The following is a 23,859-nucleotide window of genomic DNA, read 5'->3' as shown; positions in this document are numbered from 1 at the left end:
CGAGCAAGTCGAAGAGGCCCTTAATCTCACTGAATAATCAGGCCAGATAGTTAAAGCAGCGGCGCCACCACCGGCTCTTTGCGCGGCCAAGCGTCCAGTACAGCCTTGAACAGGGTTGCTAGCGGAATCGCAAAGAACACGCCCCAAAACCCCCACAGCCCGCCAAACAACAACACCGCGCAGATGATCGCCACCGGATGCAGATTGACCGCTTCTGAGAACAGCAGCGGCACCAGCACGTTGCCGTCCAGCGTCTGGATGATCCCGTAAACCGCCATCAAATAAATGAACTGATCGCTCCAGCCCCACTGGAACAGTGCAATCAGCATGACCGGCACGGTTACCACCACAGCGCCGACGTAAGGCACCACCACCGACACACCCACCAGCAATGCCAGCAGCGCCGCGTAGTTCAGCCCCAGAACAACGAAACCGATGTAGGTCACGCCACCGCAAATGAAAATCTCGATGACCTTGCCGCGAATGTAATTGGCGATCTGCCGGTTCATCTCATGAGCGACGCGGGTGATCAGCGCCCGCTCACGGGGCAGGTAACCACGCACCCACTGACCGATCATCTCCCGGTCCTTGAGAAAGAAAAACACCAGGATTGGCACCAGCACCAGGTAGATCATGATGTTCACCAGCAGCGGCAGACTCGACAGCGAGAACGTCAGCGCCCACTGACCGAACTTGCTAATCTCGCCCCGCGCCACTTCGATGGCCTGCAGCACCTGCTCGTCGGATACCAGATGCGGATAGCGCTCGGGCAGCAGCAATAACAGCGACTGCCATTTGGCCAGCATGCCGGGCAACTCGTTGAACAGCGTAATCAACTGATGCCAGAGCAACGGCACCACAACCACGATGAACACCAGCAATAGCCCCATGAACAACGCAAAGACCAACCCCACCGCCAACCCGCCCGGCATGCGCAGGCGTTCGAGAGTGACGACCAACCCTTGCATCAGATACGCCAGCACCATCCCGGCCAGCACTGGCGCAAGCATGCCGCCCAGCGTTAGCACGGCGGTAAACGCCAGAAACAGCAGGACCGCCAGCACAACGGCCTCTTCATCGGAGAAGTAGCGCTGAATCCAGTCGCGTAACACTTTGAACATCAATAATCCTTAGAAACGAACGCAGCAGAATTCAGGCTTTTTTCAACCAGTAGCGGTAAACACCCGCTTCATCTTCTTCACGAAGCAGCGTATGACCAGCCAATCGGGCAAAGGTGCGGAAGTCGCGCTGCGAGCCCGCATCGGTGGCGATCACCTTGAGCACCGCGCCGCTGGCCAGTCGATTGAGTTCCAGCTTGGCCTTCAGCAACGGCAAGGGGCAATTCAGGCCACTGGCGTCGAGTTCGGCGTCATGGGCTACAGCGTCGGTCATTACATCACTCCGGTTCAGGTGGTTGAGCGGCTAGAATATCTGGTCCCAAGCGTAGTGTCCGGCTACAGTAAGGTCTTTGTCGACTAAGGCTTTGTGCATGACTTTTTTGCGCCCTACCCTGCTGACGCTCGCTTGCCTGCTCGCCTCACCGGGCTTCGCCGACGACCTGCCGTCACTCGGCGACGCCAGTTCTGCCATCGTCTCGCCGCAACAGGAACATCAGTTGGGCCGTGCCTGGCTGGCGCTGTTGCGCAGCCAGGTTTCGCAGCTCAACGATCCACAGCTCAAGGACTACGTCGAATCCAGCGTCTATAGGCTGGTAGAGACCAGCCAGGTCAATGACCGGCGCCTGGAGTTCATCCTGATCAACAGCCCGCAACTCAACGCCTTCGCCGCACCGGGCGGCATTGTCGGGGTTAACGGTGGCTTGTTCCTCAATGCCCAGACCGAAGGCGAATACGCCTCGGTACTCGCTCACGAATTGGCTCACTTGTCGCAGCGCCACTTCGCCCGTGGCGTCGAAGCCCAACAGCGCATGCAAGTGCCGATGATGGCCGCGCTGCTGGCCGGGATCGTGATTGCCGCAGCCGGCGCCGGCGATGCCGGGATCGCGGCCATTGCGGGTACGCAGGCGGCGGCCGTTCAGGAACAACGGCGTTTCTCTCGCCAGAACGAACAGGAAGCCGACCGCATCGGCATCCTCAACTTGGAAAAGGCCGGTTACGACCCGCGCTCGATGCCGACCATGTTCGAGCGATTGGCGCGCCAATACCGCTTTGACGCCAAGCCTCCGGAATTTCTGCTGACTCACCCGGTGACCGAGTCGCGGATCGCTGACACGCGCAACCGCGCCGAACAGGCAAAACCCGGCGGCATCGAAGACACGATGCGTTATCAGCTGATTCGTGCACGGGTCCAGTTGATCTATGAAGAAACCCCAGGCCTGGGCGCCAAACGCTTTCGCGCCCAGCTTGATGAAAACCCGAAAAATGATGTCGCTCGCTATGGCCTGGCCATTGCCCAGATCAAGGGCGGCCAGCTGAATGAAGCACGGGAAAACCTCAAGTTGCTGCTGGCCAAGTCGCCGAACGAGATCATCTACAACCTGGCGCAGGTCGATCTGGACATCACCAACAATCGTCTGCCGGACGCCCAGTCCCGGGTTGACCGAATGTTGACGCAGTATCCCGGTAACTATCCGCTGAATTCGGTGCGAGTCGATCTGCTGCTCAAGCAGAACCGTGCGCCCGACGCGGAAAAGGCGCTGGAGAATCTGCTCAAGAGCCGTCCGGACGATCCGGACGTCTGGTACATGGTGGCCGAGACTCGCGGTCTCTCGGGCAACATCATCGGCCTGCATCAGGCCCGTGCCGAGTATTTCGCCTTGGTTGGCGATTACCGTCAGGCCATTCAGCAACTGGACTTCGCCAAGCGCAAGGCAGGTACCAATTTCCCGCTGTCGTCGCGGATCGACGCACGGCAACGTGAGCTGATGGAGGAAGAGCGCATGATCAAGGACATGATGGGCTGACGCTTGTCAGAAAAAAATTTCAGACATAAAAAAAACCGCCTCTTTCGAGGCGGTTTTTTATTCAGCCAACAACCGGATTATTCAGCCAGTTTGAAGGTGATGAAGCTGGCGCGTCCTTGACGCAGAACCCGCATCGACACCGAGCGGTTCTTCGGCAGCGCTTTGGCGATATCCGTGAACTCCTTGGTGGAACCGATTGCCTGATTATTCAGGTGAGTGATCACATCGCCTGGCTGCAGGCCAATCAGAGAAGCAGGACCGTCCTGGACTTCCTTGATCACGACGCCGCCTTTGAGGTCATAGGTTTTCTTCTGCTCATCAGTCAGCTCGGCCACGGAAACACCCAGCCGGTTGCTGCTGCGCTCGGTGCTGGATTTCGGCAGCGCATCCAGCTCTTTGCCTTCTTCCGGGATAGCGCCGACAGTCAACTGGACATTCTTGCGCTTACCTTCACGAATCACTTCCAGATCAGCTTTCGAGCCGGCCTTCAGCGCGCCCACCAGGTGTGGCAGATCGGCGGACATGACGATCGGTTGGCCGTTCATGCTCAGGATTACGTCCCCTACTTGCAGACCACCCTTGGCAGCCGGGCCGTCATCCTGGATCTGAGCCACCAGCGCACCGGCTGGCTTCTCCAGACCGAACGACTCGGCCAGGTCCTTGTTCACTTCCTGAATCACCACACCCAACCAGCCACGGCTGACTTTGCCGCCGCTTTTGAGCTGATTGGAAACGTCCATCGCGACATCGATAGGGATCGCGAACGACACGCCCATGAAGCCGCCGGAACGGGTGTAGATCTGCGAGTTGATGCCAACCACTTCACCGGCCAGGTTGAACAGCGGACCACCCGAGTTACCCGGGTTGATCGGCACGTCGGTCTGGATGAACGGCACATAGTTTTCGTTCGGCAGGCTGCGACCAATGGCGCTGACGATACCTTGGGTCACGGTATGGTCGAAACCGAATGGCGAGCCAATCGCCACGACCCACTGGCCGGCTTTCAGATCCTGGGATTTGCCGAGTTTCAGGACCGGCAGATCCTTGCCTTCGATTTTCAACAGCGCCACGTCGGAACGTGGATCGGTGCCGATCAGCTTGGCCTTCAATTCGCTGCGGTCGGCGAGACGAACGAGAATTTCGTCGGCATCGGCAATCACATGGTTATTGGTCAGGATGTAGCCATCAGGCGAAATGATGAAGCCCGAACCCAAGGATTGGGCTTCACGCTGACGATCACCGCGAGGCGTACGCGGCTGTGGCATGCCGCGTTCGAAGAACTCGCGCAGCATTGGCGGCAAGCCTTCAAGGTCAGGCATCTGCTCGCTCGACACTTTGCGGTCCGGCAGTTTCTGCGTGGTACTGATGTTTACCACCGCAGGCGAGGCCTGCTCGACCAACTGAGTAAAGTCAGGCAACTCGGCCGCCTGAACAGCGACCGCCTGACCAAGCACCAGCACGGTGGCAAAAATAGAAAGATAAGGTTTCAAGCGTGGTATCGACATACGGCTCCCGTTACGACGAGCATGGTTAAGCGATATGGAGCAAGGAACACCGGGAACGATACGCCGGTATTTTTGTTCCGGGAACAACAAACAAGGCCAGAGCCGAGAGGCTCTGACCTATAGAAAAAATCGGGGATATTTGCAAGTTGAAATGCTCACCAAACATTTCGATTTCAGCTCACTACTTGGTTGCAGTGGCGTCGCTGCGCATGGATAGCGCAATCCGTTCGGCGGTGCCAATCGGAATCTCACCGACCACGGTCACCATCATCTCGCCTTGCGGGGTAGTCAAGCGTCGGGAAACTGCAACGGTCGGCCCCAACTGGGTGCGAGTGTCAGTAATTGTTGCGCCATTCAACGGCTCAAGGAAAACCGAGAAACGGGCCAGACCATCGTCATACATCAGGCTGTTGACTTGGGTTTTGGTCTCTGGATCCTTGCGGGAGGTACTGCTGGTCAGCTCGAAACCTGGTGGTAACCAGTCCGAACGCCAGACTTGCGCTGCCTTGATTGCAGAAGCCTTGTCACTGTCGAGGGCAATAGTTTTGCAATCGGCGCCAGGCTTCAAGTCGCTGTCGGACGGAACATCGGCGGTATCCAGTTGCGTGAACTGGAATCGCTCCAGCAACTGCCCTCGTTCATTCAGAAGCAATGATTTGAGAGGCAGGCCGGTTTCTTTATCCAGATGCAATTCAAAACCGTAGCGGTGTTGATCGCGAGGCGTCAGTGAAACGATCACCGCCGCACGCCCGGCCACACGCGACTTGCCAATGACGGCAAGGTCATACCAATTCTTTAGTTTTTGTGGATCGAGTGTACGAGCAGCGGAGCTGGGGGAATCTCCAAGCCCTGCTATCAGAATGCCGCTGACGCATTGAGTACGCCCATCAATGCGCACGACTTCCTGTGCCGAGCCGTCGAGCTGGAGTAACCGCTCGCGGACCTTGCCATCCTGGACGCGGTGCCAGATGTTATGGGTAGAAAAACTACCGTTACGCTCGTAGACGAATGTACCGTGAAAGCTTTGCTGTTGCTCGGCTTGGCCCAGACGGGTCAACCAGTCCTGGGCTTCATCAGCATGGGCTGGAACAACAAACCAGCCACCGAGCAGAAGCGTAAGTAGAGGGATGGCGCGCATGATCCTCCTTAACGGTTTTCCAGACTTGCTGCACGAGCGTAAGGCAGAGCGCTCTCAGTACCTTTCAGTGCAGCCTGTTGAGCATGTTGGCGCAAGTAGCCTGGCAGACGCTGATCGTGCCAGCCTGGCTGACCTTGCAATACGCCGTTGGCCATAGGGCCAGTGGCTTCCGAACTCTCATTGTAGCCTGCTAATACAGCTGGACCCTTGACCTGAGGAACGGCCAGACCTGGTTGACTGGATTGTTGAGCCAGTTCGACCCCGGCGATCTCGTCCTGGTTATACAGACGAACACCTGCCAGTACGGCGAGGGTTACCGAAGCAGCGACCGCCAGACGACCCAGGCTGCGCCATGGACCACGGGAGGCTTTTGCAGGTACAGCTTCGTCAGCCAGCGCAGCAGAGACTGCCGCAGCGATATCCAGACGTGGAAGCAGCAAATCCTTGTGCATAACTGCCCGAGCGATTTGATAACGAGCCCAGGTATCACGGGTTTCAACATCGTCAAAGGCATTCAATACCCGACGCAATTCCAATTCGTCCGCTTCGTTATCCATCACCGCGGACAGCGATTCCTGCAGGGCTTCACGACTCATGGCGTTCCTCTCTTGGCTGTCGCCGCTGTCTCAGTTTTCCTGCAACAACGGCTGCAGGGCTTTATCGATGGCTTCCCGAGCGCGGAAAATCCGGGAGCGCACGGTACCCACCGGACATTGCATGACGGCCGCAATGTCCTCGTAACTCAGACCATCGAATTCACGTAAAGTTAAAGCCGTACGCAAATCTTCTGGCAGTTGCTGAATGGTTCGATGGACGGTGCCTTCGATCTCATCCCGCAGCAATGCACGTTCTGGCGACTCGAGATCCTTGAGGCCATGATCGCCATCGTAGAACTCTGCATCCTCGGAACTGACATCGCTATCCGGCGGCCGACGGCCGCGTGAAACCAGATAGTTTTTCGCCGTGTTGATGGCGATGCGGTAAAGCCACGTATAAAACGCGCTGTCCCCGCGAAAATTTCCAAGTGCACGGTACGCCTTGATAAAGGCTTCCTGCGCCACATCCTGGGCTTCATGGGTGTCGTGCACGAAACGCACGATCAACCCGAGAATTTTGTGCTGGTATTTCAGCACTAGCAGATCGAAAGCTCGCTTGTCGCCGCGCTGAACGCGTTCGACCAGCTGCTGATCCTCTTCCTGGGTTAGCATGAACACTCCTCGATAAGCTCGGAGGAGGCTTGCATAACTAAACAACCAGACTTGCAAACATAGACTCGGGCTTTTCGCAAAAGTTCTCCCCCTCCAAGCAAGTTTCCTGCGGGCTCTGATTTGGCACGCACGAAAAGCGCAGCGCGGGTCAACCCGGCTGCGCGAATAATCTAGTCATCGGATTCGCCGGCAAGGATCAAATCACAGATCCCGCGTTGAAGCCGACACTGTCCCTTGAATCAGGTAACGGTCTATTGATCTTGGGCCTTTGGCAAAAGTTCCAAATATTTATAGCTGCGCAGAACCGACATTGTGCAACCGTGAATAGAAAAAGACTGTTAAATCGCTGATACAGTCGTCTTGTCGCCAAACCGACCGAAAAACCATCCGACGAAGCGTCAGGTATTTTCCGTCACAGTAGTTTCACAATGCCATGTGTGCTCGCTATTGTGCCGCTCCCCCCCTCTATATACTAGTGGGCTGTGTGGCTGTCTTGACTCGCCGATCCAGGTGTCTTGCGCCAACCCCGACCCGGGTCGCTTTGAGCGGAATCCTGAAATGAGCCAACAGTTTCAACACGATGTTCTGGTAATTGGCAGCGGTGCTGCCGGCTTGAGCCTTGCGCTGACCTTGCCCGGTCATTTGCGCATCGCCGTACTGAGCAAAGGCGACCTCGCCAATGGCTCGACTTTCTGGGCCCAGGGTGGCGTCGCTGCCGTCCTGGATGACACCGACACCGTTGAATCACATGTCGATGACACCCTCAATGCTGGCGGCGGCCTGTGCCACGAAGACGCCGTGCGCTTTACCGTCGAGCACAGTAAAGAGGCGATTCAATGGCTGATCGACCAAGGTGTGCCTTTCACCCGCGATGAACAGTCCGGCACCGAAGATGGCGGATTCGAGTTCCACCTGACCCGCGAAGGCGGTCACAGCCATCGGCGCATCATCCATGCCGCCGATGCCACGGGCGCAGCGATTTTCAGAACCTTGCTCGACAAGGCCAGGCAACGACCGAACATCGAACTGCTGGAGCAGCGGGTCGCGGTCGACCTGATCACCGAAAAGCGCCTGGGCCTTGAAGGTGATCGCTGCCTCGGCGCCTACGTCCTCAATCGCGGGACCGGTGAAGTCGACACCTACGGTGCACGCTTTGTGATCCTCGCATCGGGCGGCGCAGCAAAGGTCTATCTCTATACCAGCAACCCCGACGGCGCCTGCGGTGATGGCATTGCCATGGCCTGGCGTTCGGGCTGCCGGGTGGCGAACCTGGAATTCAACCAGTTCCACCCCACTTGCCTGTATCACCCGCAAGCCAAGAGTTTCCTGATCACCGAAGCCCTGCGCGGCGAAGGCGCACACCTGAAACTGCCCAACGGCGAACGCTTCATGCAACGCTTCGACCCTCGCGCCGAGCTGGCCCCACGCGACATCGTCGCCCGGGCCATCGACCATGAAATGAAGCGCCTGGGCGTCGATTGTGTCTATCTGGACATCAGCCACAAGCCGGAAGCGTTCATCAAGACTCACTTCCCGACGGTGTACGAACGCTGCCTCGAATTCTCCATCGACATCACCAAGCAACCGATTCCGGTGGTTCCGGCGGCGCACTACACCTGCGGCGGCGTGATGGTCGATCAGCAGGGTCGCACCGACGTGCCGGGGCTATATGCCATTGGCGAAACCAGCTTCACCGGCCTGCACGGCGCCAACCGCATGGCCAGCAACTCGTTACTCGAGTGTTTCGTTTACGCGCGTTCGGCGGCGGCGGACATTCTTGAGCAGCTGCCGCAGGTTTCGGTTCCGATCGCCCTGCCCGTCTGGGATGCGAGCCAGGTCACCGACTCCGATGAGGACGTGATCATTGCGCACAACTGGGACGAACTGCGGCGATTCATGTGGGACTATGTCGGCATCGTGCGCACCAATAAGCGCTTGCAACGGGCACAGCACCGCGTGCGGTTGTTGCTGGACGAAATCGACGAGTTCTACAGCAACTACAAGGTCAGTCGCGATTTGATCGAATTGCGTAACCTGGCCCAAGTGGCCGAGCTGATGATCCAGTCCGCCATGGAACGCAAGGAAAGTCGCGGCCTGCATTACACCCTCGACTATCCAAACATGCTGCCGGTTGCCCTGGACACTATTCTGGTGCCGCCCACCTACGTCGACTGAACGTGAGCCGAACCCGCAGGCGCCGGTGCAGATCCGCCGCCTGCGAGTCACGGGGCACACAAATCGCCCTGACCCGCCGCTCACCCCGCAGACGAAAACGCAGCACAACGAGCAAAGGTAGCGCCAGACTGTCCGGTCGTAGCTGCACCGATTGCCAACCTTCCTCCTGATTCCACAACTGCCAGCCATCTGCATTGCGACGCAAGCCGCGAAATGCCTGAGGGTGTGTCAGCAGAATCTGACGCGGCAACGCCCAAACGCCATGAGCCAGACAGCAAAAAGCGCCGAGCAGACTGGCCCAGACCGGTATTGAGAGAAGGAACAGCGAACCCAGCGCGAACAGCTGGGCCAAGAGATACGCCGCCAGCAATTGCCGTGAGGCATGCCAGCGGCATTCGAACGCATTACTTGGGCTGGACACGATCCAGAATCATGCGAACCATGCGTTGAAGCTCCGGATCTTCCGATTCGGCGCGTTCCATGAACCAGCCGAACATGTCCTGATCTTCGCATTCGAGCAGCCTGCGGTAGCAATCGCGGTCGACATCATTGAGGTGCGGATAGACCTCTTTCACGAACGGCACCAGCAACACGTCAAGCTCAAGCATGCCGCGGCGGCTGTGCCAGTAGAGGCGATTCAGTTCAACATCTTCGACCATGGAGCGCTCCTCAAATAGGCGGCAAGTATACAGCCCCAGGCACAGTCGAACACTCGGCTTTGGTCGGCCACCAACGATCCTTTGTGAACTACCCATTTCAAGAGCGCCCCCTTATGATGTCCCCCAGACTCTTTACCCTGCGATGACCCATGGCCGATTCTGCTTTTTTCTGCACCCTGTCTCACGAAGGCGTTCTCGCAGTACGCGGCGCGGATGCCAGTAAATTCCTGCAAGGCCAATTGACCTGCAACCTCAATTACCTGAGTGACACCCAGGCCAGCCTCGGCGCCCGCTGCACGCAGAAGGGCCGGATGCAGTCGAGTTTCCGCATCCTGCTGGAAGGCGACGGCGTTCTGATGGCCATGGCCACCGAACTGCTGGAACCGCAACTGGCTGACCTGAAAAAGTACGCAGTGTTTTCCAAGTCAAAACTGACCGATGAAAGCGCTGCCTGGGTCCGCTTCGGTATCGACCATGATGATGCGGCAATGATCAGCCTCGGTCTTGAGCTTCCGACCGACACCGACAGCGTCGCGCGCAATGACGGCTTGATCGCCATTCGCGTCTCGCCGGACCGCGCCGAACTCTGGGTCGCCGCTGACAAGGCCGACCTTATCAAGGGCAAGCTGTCCGCCGTATTGGCCGAAGGCGATCTGAATCAATGGCTGTTGGGCCAGATCCGCGCAGGGATCGGTCAGGTCATGTCGAGCACTCGCGAGTTGTTCATCCCGCAGATGCTCAATCTGCAAGCCGTGGGTGGCGTGAGCTTCAAGAAAGGTTGCTACACCGGCCAGGAAATCGTCGCGCGCATGCAGTACCTGGGCAAACTCAAGCGCCGCTTGTATCGCCTGAAACTGGATGCCAACGAGCTGCCTGAACCTGGTACGCCACTGTTCTCCCCGACCCATGGCAGTTCCATCGGTGAAGTGGTGCTGGCCGCCCGCGCCGAGCAAAACATTGAACTCCTGGCCGTGCTGCAAGCCGAAGCAGCAGAAGGGGGTGATATCCATCTGGGCGCGCTCGAAGGGCCAGCCCTGCACCTGCTCGACCTGCCGTACCCACTGGATCGCGATCGCGAAATCCAGCGCTAACAGCAGCACTTGTCGCAACACCTAGAGAAACGAAATGAGCGAGCTGGCGGAAAAGGTCCAACAGGATTTGGTTGAGGCCATCGATAACGACGACCTGGTTCTGCCAACGTTACCGGAAGTGGCCCTGCAGATTCGCAAGGCCGCTGAAGACCCGGAAATCAGCGTCAGCACCCTGAGCAAAGTGATCGGCCGCGATACCGCGTTGTCGGCGCGTCTGATCAAAGTGGTCAATAGTCCACTGTTGCGTGCGACCCAGGAAGTCACTGACCTGCACACGGCAATCACTCGACTGGGCGTCAATTACAGCAGCAACCTGGCCATCGGTCTGGTCATGGAGCAGATTTTTAATGCCCGCTCCGAGGTGGTGGAACAGAAAATGCGCGAAGTCTGGCGCAAAAGCCTGGAAATCGCCGGGATCAGCTATGCATTGTGCCGCAGGTACACGCAACTCAAGCCCGATCAGGCAGCCCTTGGCGGACTGGTGCATCAGATCGGTGTGTTGCCGATCCTGACCTACGCCGAAGATCACTATGAACTGCTGTCTGACCCGGTCAGCCTCAACCATGTGATCGATCACATTCATCCACTGCTCGGCGACAAACTGCTTAGGGTCTGGGAGTTTCCGGAAATGCTGGTACAGGTGCCGGGGCTTTATCTGGACTTCAATCGACAGTCCGAGCGGGTCGACTATGTCGATCTGGTGCAAGTGGCCAGCCTGTATTGCCACAAGGACACCGACCATCCCCTCGCCCGCATCGACGCATTCAGCGTGCCGGCGTTCAAAAAGCTGGGGATTGATCCGGAGAACGAGGCGATGTGTCGGGATCTGGAAGAATCGCGGTCGATGTTTTATTAGTCGAGACCGTAGCGCGCCCTTCGCGAGCAAGCCCGCTCCCACACTTGACCGAGTTCTTCATGGAAAAATGCGATCAAATGTGGGAGCGGGCTTGCTCGCGAAGGGGTCAGCCCAGACACCAAAAAACTACCCGGCGATAAAACTCACCCGCACCTTCAACCCGGCCTGTTCGCCATCGTGCAGGCTGATTTGAGCCAGGTGTGCGCGGCAGATCTCACCGACAATCGCCAGCCCCAACCCCGAACCGGCCACCTGCTGGTTACGCCGGTAAAAGCGCTCGAACACCCGATCACGCTCTTCAAGAGGAATGCCCGGGCCGTCATCCTCGACCTCCAGCACGGCCGGTGCCGTGACCCGAAGAATCACGTTGCCACCCGACGGTGTATGGGCCAACGCGTTATCCACCAGATTGCTCAACAGTTCGTTCAACAGCGTTGGCTCGCCGCGCAACCACACCGGTTCGTCCGCTTCCAGCGCCAGCGCCACACCGCGTGCGTGGGCGAGCGGTGCCATGGCCATGCCGAGTTCGCGAGCCAGCTGGCTGAGGTCAAGCAACTGCGCGCCGCCCTCGGCGATGGCCCGGGCACCATTTTCGACCCGTGCCAGCGAGAGCAATTGATTGGCAAGGTGGGTCAAACGATCCGTGCCTTGGGCGACGGTTTCCAACGTACTGCGCCAGGTTTCGGGTTCAGTCGAGCGCAAACCCAGTTCCAGTCGTGCCTTGAGCGCCGCCAGGGGAGTACGCAGCTCATGGGCGGCATCGGCGATGAACTGCGCCTGACGCTCGAACTGCCCGCGTAGGCGCTCGGTAAAGTGATTGAGCGCGCGCACCAGCGGCCACAATTCGTGCTGCACTTCCACCAACGGCAATGGCCGCAGATCGTCCGATTGACGCTCTTCCACCGCAGTGCGCAAGCGTTCCAGCGGACGCAACGCGGCGCTGACCGCAAACCACACCAGCAACAACGCACCCACCGCCAGCATGCCCAGACGCAGTAACGTGTCCGCTGCCAGGCTGCGGGCCATGCTGACCCGCGCTTCATCGGTTTCCGCCACGCGGATTTCCGCCATGCCGTTCATGTTCGGGTCGCTCACGGGTTTGAGCAGGCTCACCACGCGCACGTTCTGCCCTTGGTACTTGGCGTTATAGAAACGCGCCAGTGCCGGATAGTCATCGGTGCGCGGCGTTCCCGGCGGCGGCGGTGGCAGGTTTTCGTAGCCCGAGATCAGTTTCTGATTGATGTCGTTGACCAGGTAAAAAATCCGTCCTGCGCTGTCGTAGGCGAAGGTGTCGAGGGCCACGTACGGTACGTCAGCGCTCAGCGAGCCGTCGCGCTGGGAGACACCGGCAGCGATGGTCCGCGCCGAGGCCAGCAAGGTCCGGTCATAGGCGGTGTCGGCCGCTTCGCGACCGTTCCAGTAAGCGCTCAAACCACTGGCCAGCATCAACACCACCAGCAACAACGCCAGATTCCACAGCAACCGCCAGCGCAGGCTGCTGGGCTTATGCATCGCGGCTTTCCAGCAAGTAGCCGAGACCGCGGAAGGTCACGATGACGACCGGTTGGCCGTCGAGCTTCTTGCGCAGGCGATGGACATAGATCTCGATGGCGTCGGGGCTGGCCTCTTCGTCCAGACCGAAGACTTGCGAGGCCAGTTGTTCCTTGCTCATCACCCGACCGGGACGGGCGATCAGGGCTTCGAGCACTGCCTGCTCGCGAGAGGTCAGGGTCAGCAATTCTTCACCGAGGGTGAAGCGCCGAGTGTCCAGGTCATAGGCCAGCACACCGCAGCGCTGCTGGCGCTCACCACCGAGCACACTGCGGCGCAACAAGGCTTTGACCCGGGCTTCGAGTTCGGTCAGTTCGAAAGGTTTGGCCAGGTAATCGTCAGCGCCGAGGTTCAGGCCGTGGACCCGATCCTTGACATCGCTGCGGGCGGTCAACATCAACACCGGCAGGTTCTTGCCCCGCGCCCGCAGGCGCGCCAGCACTTCGAAGCCATCCATGCGTGGCAGCCCGACGTCGAGGATCGCCATGGCGTATTCCTCGCTACTCAACGCCAGGTCCGCCGCCACGCCGTCGTGCAGCACATCCACGGTCAGCCCGGTGCTCTTGAGCGCCTGGGCGACACTTTCGGCGAGCTGCAGGTGGTCTTCGACGAGCAGAACACGCATGGATCTTTACCTCATTCAGGGATGGTCGATGCCATTGTTTGGCGCGGAGTTTACAGCCGCAACCGCCGCTGTGAAGCCCGAAAACCGTGAAAGTCTTCTGAAAGGTTAGCGAAAGGTTGGCCGGTTAGAGTCCAGCCACGGACAGTTTCGACTGCCGTGCGCTACCGCACATAGCGATACGAAAAACGCCTCGAAGCGTTTTCGCCAATAAGAACAATAAACGGAGTACTTCAAGATGCTGTCCATGCAGCCACAGGCTCGTCCGCCTGTTCGTTTTCCCCGCCTCAGCCACACCGCCCTTGCCAGTGCCGCCGCCCTCGCCGGCTTTTCGCCGTTGAGTCAGGCTGCCTTCTTCGAAGACAGTACGGCAACACTCGAAACCCGCAACATGTATTTCAACCGCGACTTTCGCGACGGCACCAGCGCCCAGCAATCCAAGCGTGACGAATGGGCCCAGGGCTTCATGCTCAATCTGCAATCGGGCTACACCGACGGTACCGTGGGGTTCGGTGTCGATGCGCTGGGCATGTTGGGGGTCAAACTCGATTCGAGTCCCGACCGCACTGGCACCGGCCTGTTACCGACCCACGACGACGGTCGCGCCGCCGATGAGTACTCCAAGCTGGGCCTGACCGGCAAAGTAAAAATCTCCGCCACCGAACTGAAAATCGGCAGCCTGATTCCGGAACTGCCGATCCTCAAGTCCAACGACGGGCGCATCCTGCCGCAGACCTTCGAAGGCGGCCTGCTGACCTCCAAAGAGATCAAGAACCTGACCTTCACCGGCGGGCGTCTGGAGAAAGCCAAGGACCGCGACAGCACCGACTTCGAGGACATTGCCCTCAACAACAAGAACAGCCGTTTTGCTGGCACGGCCGCCGGCAAGCATTTTGACTTTGGCGGCCTGGACTACAAGTTCACCGACAAAATCACCGGCAGCTACCACTTCGCGCAACTTGATGAAGTCTACAACCAGCACTTCCTCGGTGTTGTCGCTTCGCAACCGTTCGGCCCCGGCACTTTCGGCACCGATCTGCGCCTGGCCATCAGTGATGACCAGGGCGCGGCCCGTGGCGGCAAGATTGACAACAAATCCCTCAACGGCCTGGTGAGCTACGCATTGAGCGGGCATAAATTCAGCGCCGGCTACCAGCACATGTCCGGCGACAGCGCGTTCCCGTACGTCGATGGCAGTGACCCGTATCTAGTCAACTTCGTGCAGATCAACGACTTTGCGGGTGCCGAAGAACATTCCTGGCAGGCACGCTACGACTACGACTTCGCCAAACTCGGCATCCCCGGCCTGAGTTTCATGAGCCGTTACGTGAGCGGTGACAACATCAAGCTCAAGAACGGTGACGAAGGCAAAGAGTGGGAACGCAACACCGAAATCAAATACGTCGTACAAAGCGGCGCGCTCAAGGATGTTGCCGTGCGCCTGCGTAATGCCACTTACCGTTCCAATTACTCCGCTCGCGATGCCGATGAAGTGCGTCTGCTGGTGAGCTATAGCGTTGCCCTTTGGTAATTGATTGAACCGCCGAAGCCAAAAAGATCGTCCGAACGCGGCCCGAGCCTTCGGCAGCTCCTACATATCCATACAACAAAAAATCTGTGGAGAATCCAATGAATTTGTCACTGCGTAAGTTTGCTCTCACCGCCAGCGCCCTGCTGTTCGCCGGCCAATTGCTCGCTGAACCCAAACGTCCGGAATGCATCGCCCCGGCCTCGCCCGGCGGCGGTTTCGACCTGACCTGCAAGCTGGCGCAAAGCGCGCTGGTGAATCAGAAACTGCTGACCAAACCGATGCGCGTGACCTACATGCCCGGCGGTGTCGGCGCGGTGGCGTACAACGCGGTGGTCGCTCAGCGTCCAGCCGACGCTGGCACGTTGGTGGCGTGGTCCAGCGGTTCGCTGTTGAACCTGGCCCAAGGCAAATTCGGTCGTTTCGATGAAAGCGCCGTGCGCTGGCTGGCGGCGGTTGGAACAAGCTACGGCGCCATCGCGGTGAAAAGCGATTCGCCTTACAAGACTCTGGACGATCTGGTTCAGGCGTTGAAGAAAGATCCGAGCAAAGTGGTGATCGGCTCCGGCGGCACCGTCGGCAGCCAGGACTGGATGCAGACCGCCCTGATCGCCAAGGCTGCCGGGATCAACCCGCGCGACCTGCGTTACGTCGCCCTCGAAGGCGGTGGTGAAATCGCCACCGCCCTGCTCGGCGGCCACATCCAGGTCGGCAGCACCGACATCTCCGACTCCATGCCGCACATCCAGAGCGGTGACATGCGCCTGCTGGCTGTGTTCTCCGAGAAGCGTCTGGACGAGCCGGAAATGAAAGACATTCCGACCGCCAAAGAACAAGGCTACGACATCGTCTGGCCAGTGGTTCGGGGCTTCTACCTCGGGCCAAAGGTCAGCGACGAAGACTACGCCTGGTGGAAAGACGCTTTCGACAAGCTGCTGGCTTCCGAGGAATTCGCCAAGCTTCGCGATCAACGTGAGCTCTTCCCGTTCGCCATGACCGGCCCGGAGTTGGACACCTACGTGAAGAAGCAGGTTGCGGACTACAAAGTGCTGGCCAAAGAGTTCGGCCTGATTCAGTGATCGCCTCTGTCTAGCGGCTGCGGCCCCGTTTGCGCGGGGCTGCGGCACAGGAGTTTCCCATGCTCTTACAACGCATTTTTGCTTCGGTGCTGTTGCTGGCCTGTATTGGCCTGGCGCTGATGGCGTGGCCGTACCAAGCGGCTTTTTCCTACGAACCGGTGGGGCCTCGGGCCTTCCCGTTGTTGATGCTCGGGCTGATGGGCCTGGCGCTGTTGTACATGGTGTTTCGTCCCGCACCGATCAAGCACAACCCTGACGAACCGCCGATGGACCGCGAAACCCTGACCAAAATCGGCATCTGCGTGGTGCTGTTGCTGGTGTTCGCGGGCACCTTCGAACCCCTTGGCTTCATTGTCGCGAGCATCCTGATCGGTATCCCGATGGCGCGCCTGTACGGCGGCCGTTGGTTGCCCAGTGTGGTGATCATCAGCCTGATGGCTGTCGGCCTTTACTTGCTGTTCGACAAGGTGATGGACGTGCCACTGCCGTTGGGCGTGCTCGACGTTCTGGAGAACTGATATGGATACTCTTGGCTATTTGGGACAAGGGTTTGGCGTTGCGCTGACCCCGTACAACCTGGTGACTGCGCTCTGCGGCACCCTCATCGGCACCGTGGTCGGCCTGTTGCCGGGCCTGGGCCCGATCAACGGCGTGGCGCTGCTGATCCCGATCGCGTTCGCCCTCGGTCTGCCACCGGAGTCGGCGCTGATTCTGCTGGCGGCGGTGTACCTGGGTTGTGAATACGGCGGCCGGATCAGCTCGATCCTGCTGAACATTCCGGGCGAAGCCTCCACCGTCATGACCACCCTCGACGGTTACCCGATGGCCCGCAAGGGTCTGGCCGGTGTAGCTTTGTCGCTGTCGGCGTGGAGTTCGTTTATCGGTGCGTTCATCGCCACCTGCGGCATGGTGCTGTTCGCCCCGTTGCTGGCGAAATGGGCGATTGCCTTTGGCCCGGCCGAATATTTCGTGTTGATGGTGTTTGCGATTGTCTGCCTGGGCGGCATGGCCGGTGACCGACCGCTGAAAACCTTTATTGCCGCGTTGATCGGGTTGTTTCTGTCGAGCGTCGGGATCGATGCCAACAGCGGCGTGTACCGTTTCACCGGGGACAACATCCACCTGACCGACGGCATTCAATTCGTTGTGTTGGTGCTGGGCCTGTTCTCCATCAGTGAAATCCTCCTGCTGCTGGAAAAAACCCATCACGGCCAGGAAGCGGTGAAAGCCACCGGCCGCATGATGTTCAACTTCAAGGAAGCCTCGGCAGTGTTCGTGGTGAACATTCGTTGCGGCGTGCTGGGCTTCATCATGGGCGTGTTGCCGGGTGCCGGCGCAACGCTGGCCAGCGCCGTGGCTTACATGACCGAGAAACGTATCGCCGGCGCCAAAGGCACCTTCGGCCAGGGCGACATGCGCGGCCTCGCGGCGCCGGAAACCGCCATCGGCGGCGCAGCCTGCGGTGCCCTGGTGCCAATGCTGACCCTCGGTGTTCCAGGTTCGGGCACCACGGCGGTGATGATCGGCGCGCTGTCGCTGTACAACATCACCCCGGGTCCGCTGTTGTTCCAACAGCAACCGGACATTGTCTGGGGCCTGATCGCTTCGTTGTTCGTCGCCAACGTGATGCTGGTGATCCTCAACATTCCGATGATCCGCATCTTCACCCGCATCCTTGCCGTGCCGAACTGGGCGCTGGTACCAGTGATTGCGATCATCACCGGGATCGGCGTCTACGCGGTGCATGCCACAACCTTCGACTTGTTCCTGATGATCGGCATCGGCATCTTCGGTTACATCCTGCGCAAGCTGGACTTCCCGTTATCGCCGGTCCTGCTGGGCTTCATTCTCGGCGGCCTGATGGAGCAGAACCTGCGTCGCGCCCTGTCGATTTCGAATGGTGCGCTGGAAATCCTCTGGTCGAGCCCGATCACCTTCGGCTGCTGGGTACTGACCGCGATCATGCTCCTGATGCCGATCATCCGAATCTGGCGCAAACGTTCGGTCGCCCGTCGCGCCATCGCCGATGTCTGATCGAACACCCTTCAAAGCCTGGTGGGGAACTCCGCTGGTCGGTCTGCTGGGCGGTTACCTGGCCAGCCAGATCGGCTGGCCACTGCCGTGGATGGTCGGCTCGTTGCTGGCGATCATCCTGGTGCGTTGCCTGACACCCTGGCAATTGGCGGAAATCCCTGGCGGCCGCAAGTGCGGCCAGTGGATTGTCGGCATCGGTATCGGTCTGCACTTCACCCCGGTGGTGATGGAGCAGGTGCTGAGCCACTTCGGTCTGATCTTCTTCGGTGCGTTGGTCACCAGCCTGTCGGCCGTGGTCGGGGTCTGGTTGATGCGGCGTACCGGTGAAGATCGCGCCACCGCGTTCTTTTCCAGCATGCCCGGCGGCTCCGGGGAGATGGTCAACCTCGGCGCGCGTAACGGCGCGGTGCTCAGTCGTGTTGCGGCGGGGCAAAGTCTGCGGGTGTTGGTGGTGGTGCTTTGTGTGCCGGCGGCGTTCAAGTATTTGTTGGGTGACGGTGCACCGCTGTCCCATGCCACTTCCGTTGATTGGCGCTGGCTGGCACTTCTGTTCCCGACGGGCGCCCTCGCCGCCTGGCTCTGGGAGCGTCTGCGTCAACCCAATCCGTGGCTGTTCGGGCCGTTGCTGGTGAGTGCAGCGGTGAGTATCGGCTGGGACCTGCACATCGGCTTGCCCAACGGCGGCAGCCAGATCGGCCAATGGCTGATTGGCAGCGGGTTGGGGTGTCACTTCAATCGGCAGTTTTTCCGGCGTGCGCCTTCTTTTATGGGGCGGACCTTGATCGGCACGGTGCTGACCATGTTGATCGCCACACTGGCGGCATTGGGGTTGAGTGCGCTGACCCACCTGGATTTGCGCTCGTTGACGCTCGGCATGATGCCCGGCGGGATTGCGGAGATGAGCCTGACGGCAGAGACATTACAGTTGTCGGTGCCGCTGGTGACGGCGATGCAGGTGATGCGGCTGTTGTTTGTGTTGTTTCTGGCGGAACCGTTGTTCAAGTATTGGAATCGGGTGCCGGATTCTGTCTAACAGACCGAGTCGACCCCATCGCGAGCAAGCCCGCTCCCACATTAAACCGTGTATGCCTGGACAACTCGGTCAAATGTGGGAGCGGGCTTGCTCGCGAAGGGGCCAACTCGGTCAACGCATCAAACTGGCGGCAACCGCCACTCGATCGGCGTCTCGCCATTCTGCTCAAGATACTTATTGGTTCGGCTGAAGTGCCCGCACCCGAGGAAGCCTCGATAGGCGGACAACGGTGACGGATGCACCGACGTCAGCACCAGATGCTTGGTGGCATCGATCAGTTTCTGCTTGCTCTGCGCATGGGCGCCCCACAGCATGAACACCAGATGCGGCTGATGTTCGCTGACCACTTCAATGATCCGATCGGTGAAAAACTGCCAGCCCTTGTCCTTGTGCGCATTGGCGTTGGCGCGTTCCACGGTCATGGTGGTGTTGATCATCAGCACGCCCTGGTCAGCCCAGCTTTGCAGGCAACCGTGGGTCGGGATGTCGATGTTCAGATCGCGTTTCAACTCTTTATAGATGTTCACCAGCGACGGCGGCGCCGGTACGCCCGGTTGCACCGAAAAGCACAAGCCGTGGGCCTGTCCCGGACCGTGGTACGGGTCCTGGCCGAGGATGACGACTTTGACTTTATCCAGCGGCGTCGAATTGAGCGCGTTGAAAATCATCGGTCCGGGAGGGTAGATTTCCTTGCCGGCCGCGCGCTCCTCTTGCAGGAAGTTACGCAACTCTGCCATGTAGGGCTGGTCGAACTCGGCACGCAGTGCCTCCTTCCAGCTCGGTTCGAGTTTGATACGGTCGTCAGCAGTCATGGTTACATCCGGCAAAAACAATGGGGCGAACCCTAGGAAAGCCCATCACGCTTGTCAATTGATCTGACGCAGATCCGGCACTTTCCTGTACAGCGATCATACTGAACGCTCAAATTCCCGATCGAGGTCACGATGAATTTGCACTTCGAAGAACTCACTGGCACCGACGGCGCACGCATCGGAGTCGCCAGCCTGGATGCCGAAAACTCCCTCAATGCCCTGTCCTTGCCGATGATCAACGCTTTGCGCGATCAACTGGACGCCTGGGCCAAAGAGCCACAAATCGTCTGCGTCGTGTTGCGCGGCAACGGCGCCAAAGCCTTTTGCGCCGGTGGCGAAGTACGCAGCCTGGTGGAAGCCTGTCGCGCCCATCCCGGCGAAGTGCCGCCGCTGGCAGCGCATTTCTTTGCGGCGGAATATCGCCTGGACTTCAATCTGCACACTTACCCTAAACCGCTGATCTGCTGGGGGCATGGCTATGTGCTCGGCGGCGGCATGGGACTGCTGCAAGGGTCGAACATCCGGATTGTCACGCCGAGCAGCCGGTTGGCGATGCCGGAGATCAGTATTGGTTTGTACCCGGATGTCGGGGCCAGTTGGTTTCTGTCGCGCCTGCCCGGCAAGCTCGGATTGTTTCTCGGCCTGACCGGCGCCCATATGAACGGTCGCGATGCGATCGATCTCGACCTGGCCGACCGCTTCCTGCTCGATGAGCAGCAGGAAGAGTTGATGGAAGGCCTGCTGCAGTTGAACTGGCAGGAACAGACGCCGATGCAGCTGAACAGCCTGCTCAAGGCCTTGCAACAGGAAGCCATCGCGCAAATGCCCGAAGCCCAGTGGCTGCCACGACGCCAGCAAATCGATGAGCTGCTGGATGTCAGTGACGTGCGCTGCGCCTGGAAGGCCATCAGCCAGCTGCGCGACAACACGGATCTGCTGCTCAGCCGTGCCGCGAAAACCATGAGCGAAGGCTCGCCCCTGACCGCTCATCTGGTGTGGGAACAGATCGCCCGCGCCCGGCACATGTCGCTGGCTCAAGTCTTTCAGATGGAATACACCATGAGCCTCAACTGCTGCCGTCATCCTGAGTTCAGCGAAGGCGTGCGCGCACGGTTGATCGACAAGGATCAAAAACCTCATTGGCACTGGCCAGACATCAATAATCTGCCGGATGCAGTGGTAGACGCGCATTTCCACAAGGCCTGGGAAGGCCGGCATCCCCTGGCCGATCTGTAGGAATACTGAAAGCCGGGCATAAAAAAGCGGTGCTTCATGCGCCGCTTTTTTTATGAGTGTTTAACGGTGGCCGCCTCGGCCATCGTGATCACCGCGACCGTTGTGGTCGCCCCGTCCGCCGTGATTATTGCGTCCACCATCGCCACGGTAGTCGTTGTTCCAACCGCCACGGTTACGGCCGTCCCAACCCTCATTCTGATGGGCCCGATAGTCGCCTCGTTGCGGCTGGTAATAGCGTGGTGCAGGTTGATAAACCCGCGGCTGGTAGTAATACCGCGGTGTTGGCTGGTAATACCGCGCTGGCGGTGCGTAGTACCGGCGTGGTTGCGTGTAATAACCGCCGCCGCCTGAATAGTAAGGTCCGCCGTCATAATAGGCTGGCGAGGAATAGACCTCGGAACTGTAGTAGCTGGCTCCTCCATCGGAATAAGGCACGCATGCACCAAGAGACAATCCCAATACAGCAATCAGAAGAATTCGCAGATACATGGCGGCCTCCTGGACCGCGAGTGAGCCACACCAGCGACGCTGGCAGGCGACAGTCAATTATTCGGTGACTGTCGAAAGATCAGACATCGTTTTCCAAATCTGGTGCGTTCCTGAAACACATTGAAACAAGTCGCCGATGAAAGGTTTTTCATCCATTCACCCGCTGACTAAGGGTGACCACCACGATATCCACCTCCGTAATAACGTGGTGAATGCCCGCCCCAATAGTAGTAGCGATAGCCGCCATAAAAGCGCGGACCATAGTAATAACGCGGTCCGTAATAGTAGGAATAGGGCGAGTAACCGGGGTAGTAATAAGGCGCGGAATACGCATCGTAGCCACCGGCGTAGTAGTAGCAGCCGGATAGCCCAAGGCCCAGAAAAACACCAAGCAACAGTCGACGAAACATGGCGGCCTCCTGAAAGACCCACAGCCGGAACAGGCCGGCTGACACTTGTTTTGACTGGCAATGCTCCATCGAGTGCCGGGCGACGCCAACCTTCAGATCGGCGGCCGATACGTCCCATTGCGGTGCGCCGGCGCACCATCACAAGGCAAGTATTTCTCCCCGTCCATAAGCGCCAATCGCGCAATGCCGCAGGCCAGACGGCTCAAGCCGACTTGGCACGGCTCTCGCTTTAGCAAAGACGTGCAGGAGTCATCACAGGTTCGCGGCACCACAATTTGCAATGGCTGACTAGGGTTCCGGCTCGCTAAGGCGAGTGGCTGGTCCGAGAGTTGGCGACCTCCAGTTGAGGTTACACGGCGGGACAAAAGCCCGGGAGACAAGCCACCGTTCACGGTGCCGCGTTGACTCCTGCCCCGCCCTTGATCAACTGGAGAACCACCCATGCTCAAGCTTCGTTTACCCGCCCTGCTCGCCGCTGCATTCGCAGCCCTCGTAAGCGTTTCGTCCCAGGCCGCACAAAAAGACCACTTCAGCGTCTGCTGGACCATCTACGCCGGCTGGATGCCCTGGGAATACGCTGGCAGCCAAGGCATCGTCGACAAATGGGCAAAGAAGTACGGCATCAAGATTGATGTGGTGCAGCTCAATGACTATGTCGAATCCATCAACCAATACACCGCCGGCCAATTCGACGGCTGCACCATGACCAACATGGACGCGCTGACCATTCCGGCGGCCGGTGGCGTCGACAGCACCGCGCTGATCGTCAGCGATTTCTCCAACGGCAACGACGGCATCGTGCTCAAGGGCGACGGTAAGAAAGTCACCGACCTCAAAGGCATGGACGTCAATCTGGTGGAACTCTCTGTCTCCCACTACTTGCTGGCCCGGGCGCTGGATTCGGTCGATCTCACCGAAAAAGACCTGAAAGTGGTCAACACCTCCGACGCCGACATATCGGCGGCCTTCAACACCGATCAGGTCAACGCTGTCACCACTTGGAACCCGATGCTTTCGGACATCAAGGCCAAGCCTGCGGTGACCGAAGTATTCAACTCCAGCCAGATCCCCGGCGAAATCATGGACATGATGGTTGTCAACTCATCGACTCTCAAAGACAACCCGGCGCTGGGAAAAGCGCTGACCGGCGCCTGGTTTGAAGTGGTCGAGTTGATGAACGCGAAAAACGCCGCCAGCAAAGCCGCCCTCGAACACATGGCTAAAGCTTCCGGCACCGATCTGACCGGTTTCCAGTCGCAACTGGACACCACCAAATTGTTCGCCACCCCCAAAGAAGCCCTGGCGTTTTCCACCAGCAAGCAACTGCCGGAAACCATGCGCAAGGTGGCCGAGTTCTCGTTCCAGCACGGCTTGCTGGGTGAAGGCGCAAAGGACACCAGCGCGGTCGGCATGGCGTTCGCCAATGGCGTGACCAGCGGCGACAAAACCAACCTCAAGCTGCGCTTCGACCCGACCTACGTGCAGATGGCCGCCGACGCGAAGCTGTAAT

General features: G+C 59.1%; 24 protein-coding genes and 1 riboswitch. Of the genes, 11 read left to right on the top strand and 13 right to left on the bottom strand.

Features of this window, described 5'->3' with window-relative positions; genetic code table 11:
• Positions 1–50: 50 nt before the first annotated feature.
• Positions 51–1,121 (bottom strand): AI-2E family transporter, encoded by a 1,071-nt coding sequence (locus tag E3W21_RS06880; protein ID WP_134418875.1) that lies wholly within the window; start codon positions 1,119–1,121, stop codon positions 51–53.
• Positions 1,122–1,152: 31 nt separating this feature from the next.
• Positions 1,153–1,392 (bottom strand): sulfurtransferase TusA family protein, encoded by a 240-nt coding sequence (locus E3W21_RS06875; protein ID WP_020300476.1) that lies wholly within the window; start codon positions 1,390–1,392, stop codon positions 1,153–1,155.
• 97 nt (positions 1,393–1,489) lie between these two features.
• Here E3W21_RS06875 and E3W21_RS06870 point away from each other — a divergent pair, with 97 nt between their 5' ends.
• Positions 1,490–2,923, top strand: coding sequence for a M48 family metalloprotease (locus E3W21_RS06870; protein WP_046055716.1), 1,434 nt, complete (start codon positions 1,490–1,492; stop codon positions 2,921–2,923).
• Between the two features lie 77 nt (positions 2,924–3,000).
• Here E3W21_RS06870 and E3W21_RS06865 read toward each other — a convergent pair whose 3' ends face one another.
• From E3W21_RS06865 to rpoE, 4 genes are all read right to left on the bottom strand, one after another.
• A complete protein-coding gene (locus E3W21_RS06865; protein ID WP_134418874.1) occupies positions 3,001–4,428 on the bottom strand; it encodes a DegQ family serine endoprotease in 1,428 nt (475 codons plus the stop codon).
• Positions 4,429–4,609: 181 nt separating this feature from the next.
• Complete coding sequence (locus E3W21_RS06855; protein ID WP_134418873.1) at positions 4,610–5,566, bottom strand: MucB/RseB C-terminal domain-containing protein; 957 nt, start codon at positions 5,564–5,566, stop codon at positions 4,610–4,612.
• A gap of 8 nt (positions 5,567–5,574) precedes the next feature.
• A complete protein-coding gene (locus E3W21_RS06850) occupies positions 5,575–6,162 on the bottom strand; it encodes a sigma-E factor negative regulatory protein (RefSeq protein WP_033054066.1) in 588 nt (195 codons plus the stop codon).
• A 30-nt stretch (positions 6,163–6,192) separates the two neighbouring features.
• On the bottom strand, positions 6,193–6,774 hold the full coding sequence (gene rpoE, locus E3W21_RS06845) for an RNA polymerase sigma factor RpoE (protein WP_007944079.1): 582 nt from the start codon (positions 6,772–6,774) through the stop codon (positions 6,193–6,195).
• Positions 6,775–7,332: 558 nt separating this feature from the next.
• On the opposite strand from rpoE, the gene nadB reads away from it, so the two are divergent.
• The gene (gene nadB / locus E3W21_RS06840; protein ID WP_033054068.1) at positions 7,333–8,949 is read left to right on the top strand and encodes an L-aspartate oxidase; all 1,617 of its coding nucleotides are present in this window, start codon (positions 7,333–7,335) and stop codon (positions 8,947–8,949) included.
• Here the strand turns inward: nadB and E3W21_RS06835 are convergent.
• Both E3W21_RS06835 and E3W21_RS06830 read right to left on the bottom strand, forming a co-directional pair.
• A complete protein-coding gene (locus tag E3W21_RS06835) occupies positions 8,918–9,370 on the bottom strand; it encodes a protein YgfX (protein ID WP_129441936.1) in 453 nt (150 codons plus the stop codon). The two genes, nadB and E3W21_RS06835, sit on opposite strands and share 32 nt — an antisense overlap.
• A complete protein-coding gene (locus E3W21_RS06830) occupies positions 9,354–9,608 on the bottom strand; it encodes a succinate dehydrogenase assembly factor 2 (protein ID WP_033054070.1) in 255 nt (84 codons plus the stop codon). Before E3W21_RS06830 ends, E3W21_RS06835 begins: the two co-directional genes overlap by 17 nt.
• A 149-nt stretch (positions 9,609–9,757) precedes the next feature.
• Between E3W21_RS06830 and E3W21_RS06825 the strand changes: the two genes are divergently transcribed.
• Complete coding sequence (locus E3W21_RS06825; RefSeq protein ID WP_134418872.1) at positions 9,758–10,699, top strand: folate-binding protein YgfZ; 942 nt, start codon at positions 9,758–9,760, stop codon at positions 10,697–10,699.
• 34 nt (positions 10,700–10,733) lie between these two features.
• Positions 10,734–11,555 (top strand): HDOD domain-containing protein, encoded by an 822-nt coding sequence (locus tag E3W21_RS06820; RefSeq protein ID WP_129441932.1) that lies wholly within the window; start codon positions 10,734–10,736, stop codon positions 11,553–11,555.
• Positions 11,556–11,681: 126 nt separating this feature from the next.
• On the opposite strand, the gene E3W21_RS06815 is transcribed toward E3W21_RS06820, so the two are convergent.
• Positions 11,682–13,067 carry a sensor histidine kinase gene (locus E3W21_RS06815; RefSeq protein WP_134418871.1) on the bottom strand — a complete coding sequence of 462 codons (1,386 nt, stop codon included), beginning with the start codon at positions 13,065–13,067 and terminating at the stop codon, positions 11,682–11,684.
• Entirely contained in the window at positions 13,060–13,731 is a 672-nt protein-coding gene (locus E3W21_RS06810) for a response regulator (RefSeq protein ID WP_123366793.1), read from the bottom strand. The genes E3W21_RS06815 and E3W21_RS06810 overlap by 8 nt, the downstream gene beginning before the upstream one ends.
• A 235-nt stretch (positions 13,732–13,966) precedes the next feature.
• Between E3W21_RS06810 and E3W21_RS06805 the strand changes: the two genes are divergently transcribed.
• From E3W21_RS06805 to E3W21_RS06785, 5 genes are all read left to right on the top strand, one after another.
• Entirely contained in the window at positions 13,967–15,259 is a 1,293-nt protein-coding gene (locus E3W21_RS06805; protein ID WP_134418870.1) for an OprD family porin, read from the top strand.
• A 98-nt stretch (positions 15,260–15,357) separates the two neighbouring features.
• On the top strand, positions 15,358–16,335 hold the full coding sequence (locus E3W21_RS06800) for a tripartite tricarboxylate transporter substrate binding protein (protein WP_129441926.1): 978 nt from the start codon (positions 15,358–15,360) through the stop codon (positions 16,333–16,335).
• A gap of 59 nt (positions 16,336–16,394) precedes the next feature.
• Positions 16,395–16,853, top strand: coding sequence for a tripartite tricarboxylate transporter TctB family protein (locus E3W21_RS06795; RefSeq protein WP_134418869.1), 459 nt, complete (start codon positions 16,395–16,397; stop codon positions 16,851–16,853).
• 1 nt (position 16,854) lies between these two features.
• Positions 16,855–18,369, top strand: coding sequence for a tripartite tricarboxylate transporter permease (locus E3W21_RS06790; protein ID WP_129441923.1), 1,515 nt, complete (start codon positions 16,855–16,857; stop codon positions 18,367–18,369).
• On the top strand, positions 18,362–19,402 hold the full coding sequence (locus E3W21_RS06785; RefSeq protein ID WP_134418868.1) for an AbrB family transcriptional regulator: 1,041 nt from the start codon (positions 18,362–18,364) through the stop codon (positions 19,400–19,402). The genes E3W21_RS06790 and E3W21_RS06785 overlap by 8 nt, the downstream gene beginning before the upstream one ends.
• 119 nt (positions 19,403–19,521) lie before the next feature.
• Here E3W21_RS06785 and ung read toward each other — a convergent pair whose 3' ends face one another.
• Positions 19,522–20,214, bottom strand: a complete 693-nt coding sequence (ung, locus tag E3W21_RS06780; protein ID WP_129441919.1) for a uracil-DNA glycosylase — start codon at positions 20,212–20,214, stop codon at positions 19,522–19,524.
• 132 nt (positions 20,215–20,346) lie between these two features.
• On the opposite strand from ung, the gene E3W21_RS06775 reads away from it, so the two are divergent.
• On the top strand, positions 20,347–21,450 hold the full coding sequence (locus E3W21_RS06775; RefSeq protein ID WP_134418867.1) for an enoyl-CoA hydratase/isomerase family protein: 1,104 nt from the start codon (positions 20,347–20,349) through the stop codon (positions 21,448–21,450).
• A gap of 60 nt (positions 21,451–21,510) precedes the next feature.
• Here E3W21_RS06775 and E3W21_RS06770 read toward each other — a convergent pair whose 3' ends face one another.
• Both E3W21_RS06770 and E3W21_RS06765 read right to left on the bottom strand, forming a co-directional pair.
• The gene (locus E3W21_RS06770; protein WP_134418895.1) at positions 21,511–21,939 is read right to left on the bottom strand and encodes a hypothetical protein; all 429 of its coding nucleotides are present in this window, start codon (positions 21,937–21,939) and stop codon (positions 21,511–21,513) included.
• A gap of 167 nt (positions 21,940–22,106) precedes the next feature.
• Positions 22,107–22,349, bottom strand: a complete 243-nt coding sequence (locus tag E3W21_RS06765; protein ID WP_134418866.1) for a hypothetical protein — start codon at positions 22,347–22,349, stop codon at positions 22,107–22,109.
• A 277-nt stretch (positions 22,350–22,626) separates the two neighbouring features.
• A riboswitch (guanidine-I (ykkC/yxkD leader) is annotated at positions 22,627–22,727 on the top strand.
• A 63-nt stretch (positions 22,728–22,790) separates the two neighbouring features.
• Between E3W21_RS06765 and E3W21_RS06760 the strand changes: the two genes are divergently transcribed.
• Positions 22,791–23,858, top strand: coding sequence for a putative urea ABC transporter substrate-binding protein (locus tag E3W21_RS06760; protein ID WP_134418865.1), 1,068 nt, complete (start codon positions 22,791–22,793; stop codon positions 23,856–23,858).
• Position 23,859: the final 1 nt, after the last annotated feature.

The organism is Pseudomonas sp. F01002 (assembly GCF_004402115.1).
Lineage (GTDB): Bacteria > Pseudomonadota > Gammaproteobacteria > Pseudomonadales > Pseudomonadaceae > Aquipseudomonas > Aquipseudomonas frigoris.
Note: the sequence above shows the minus strand (reverse complement) of the source record. Positions and strands in the feature narration are given on the sequence as shown.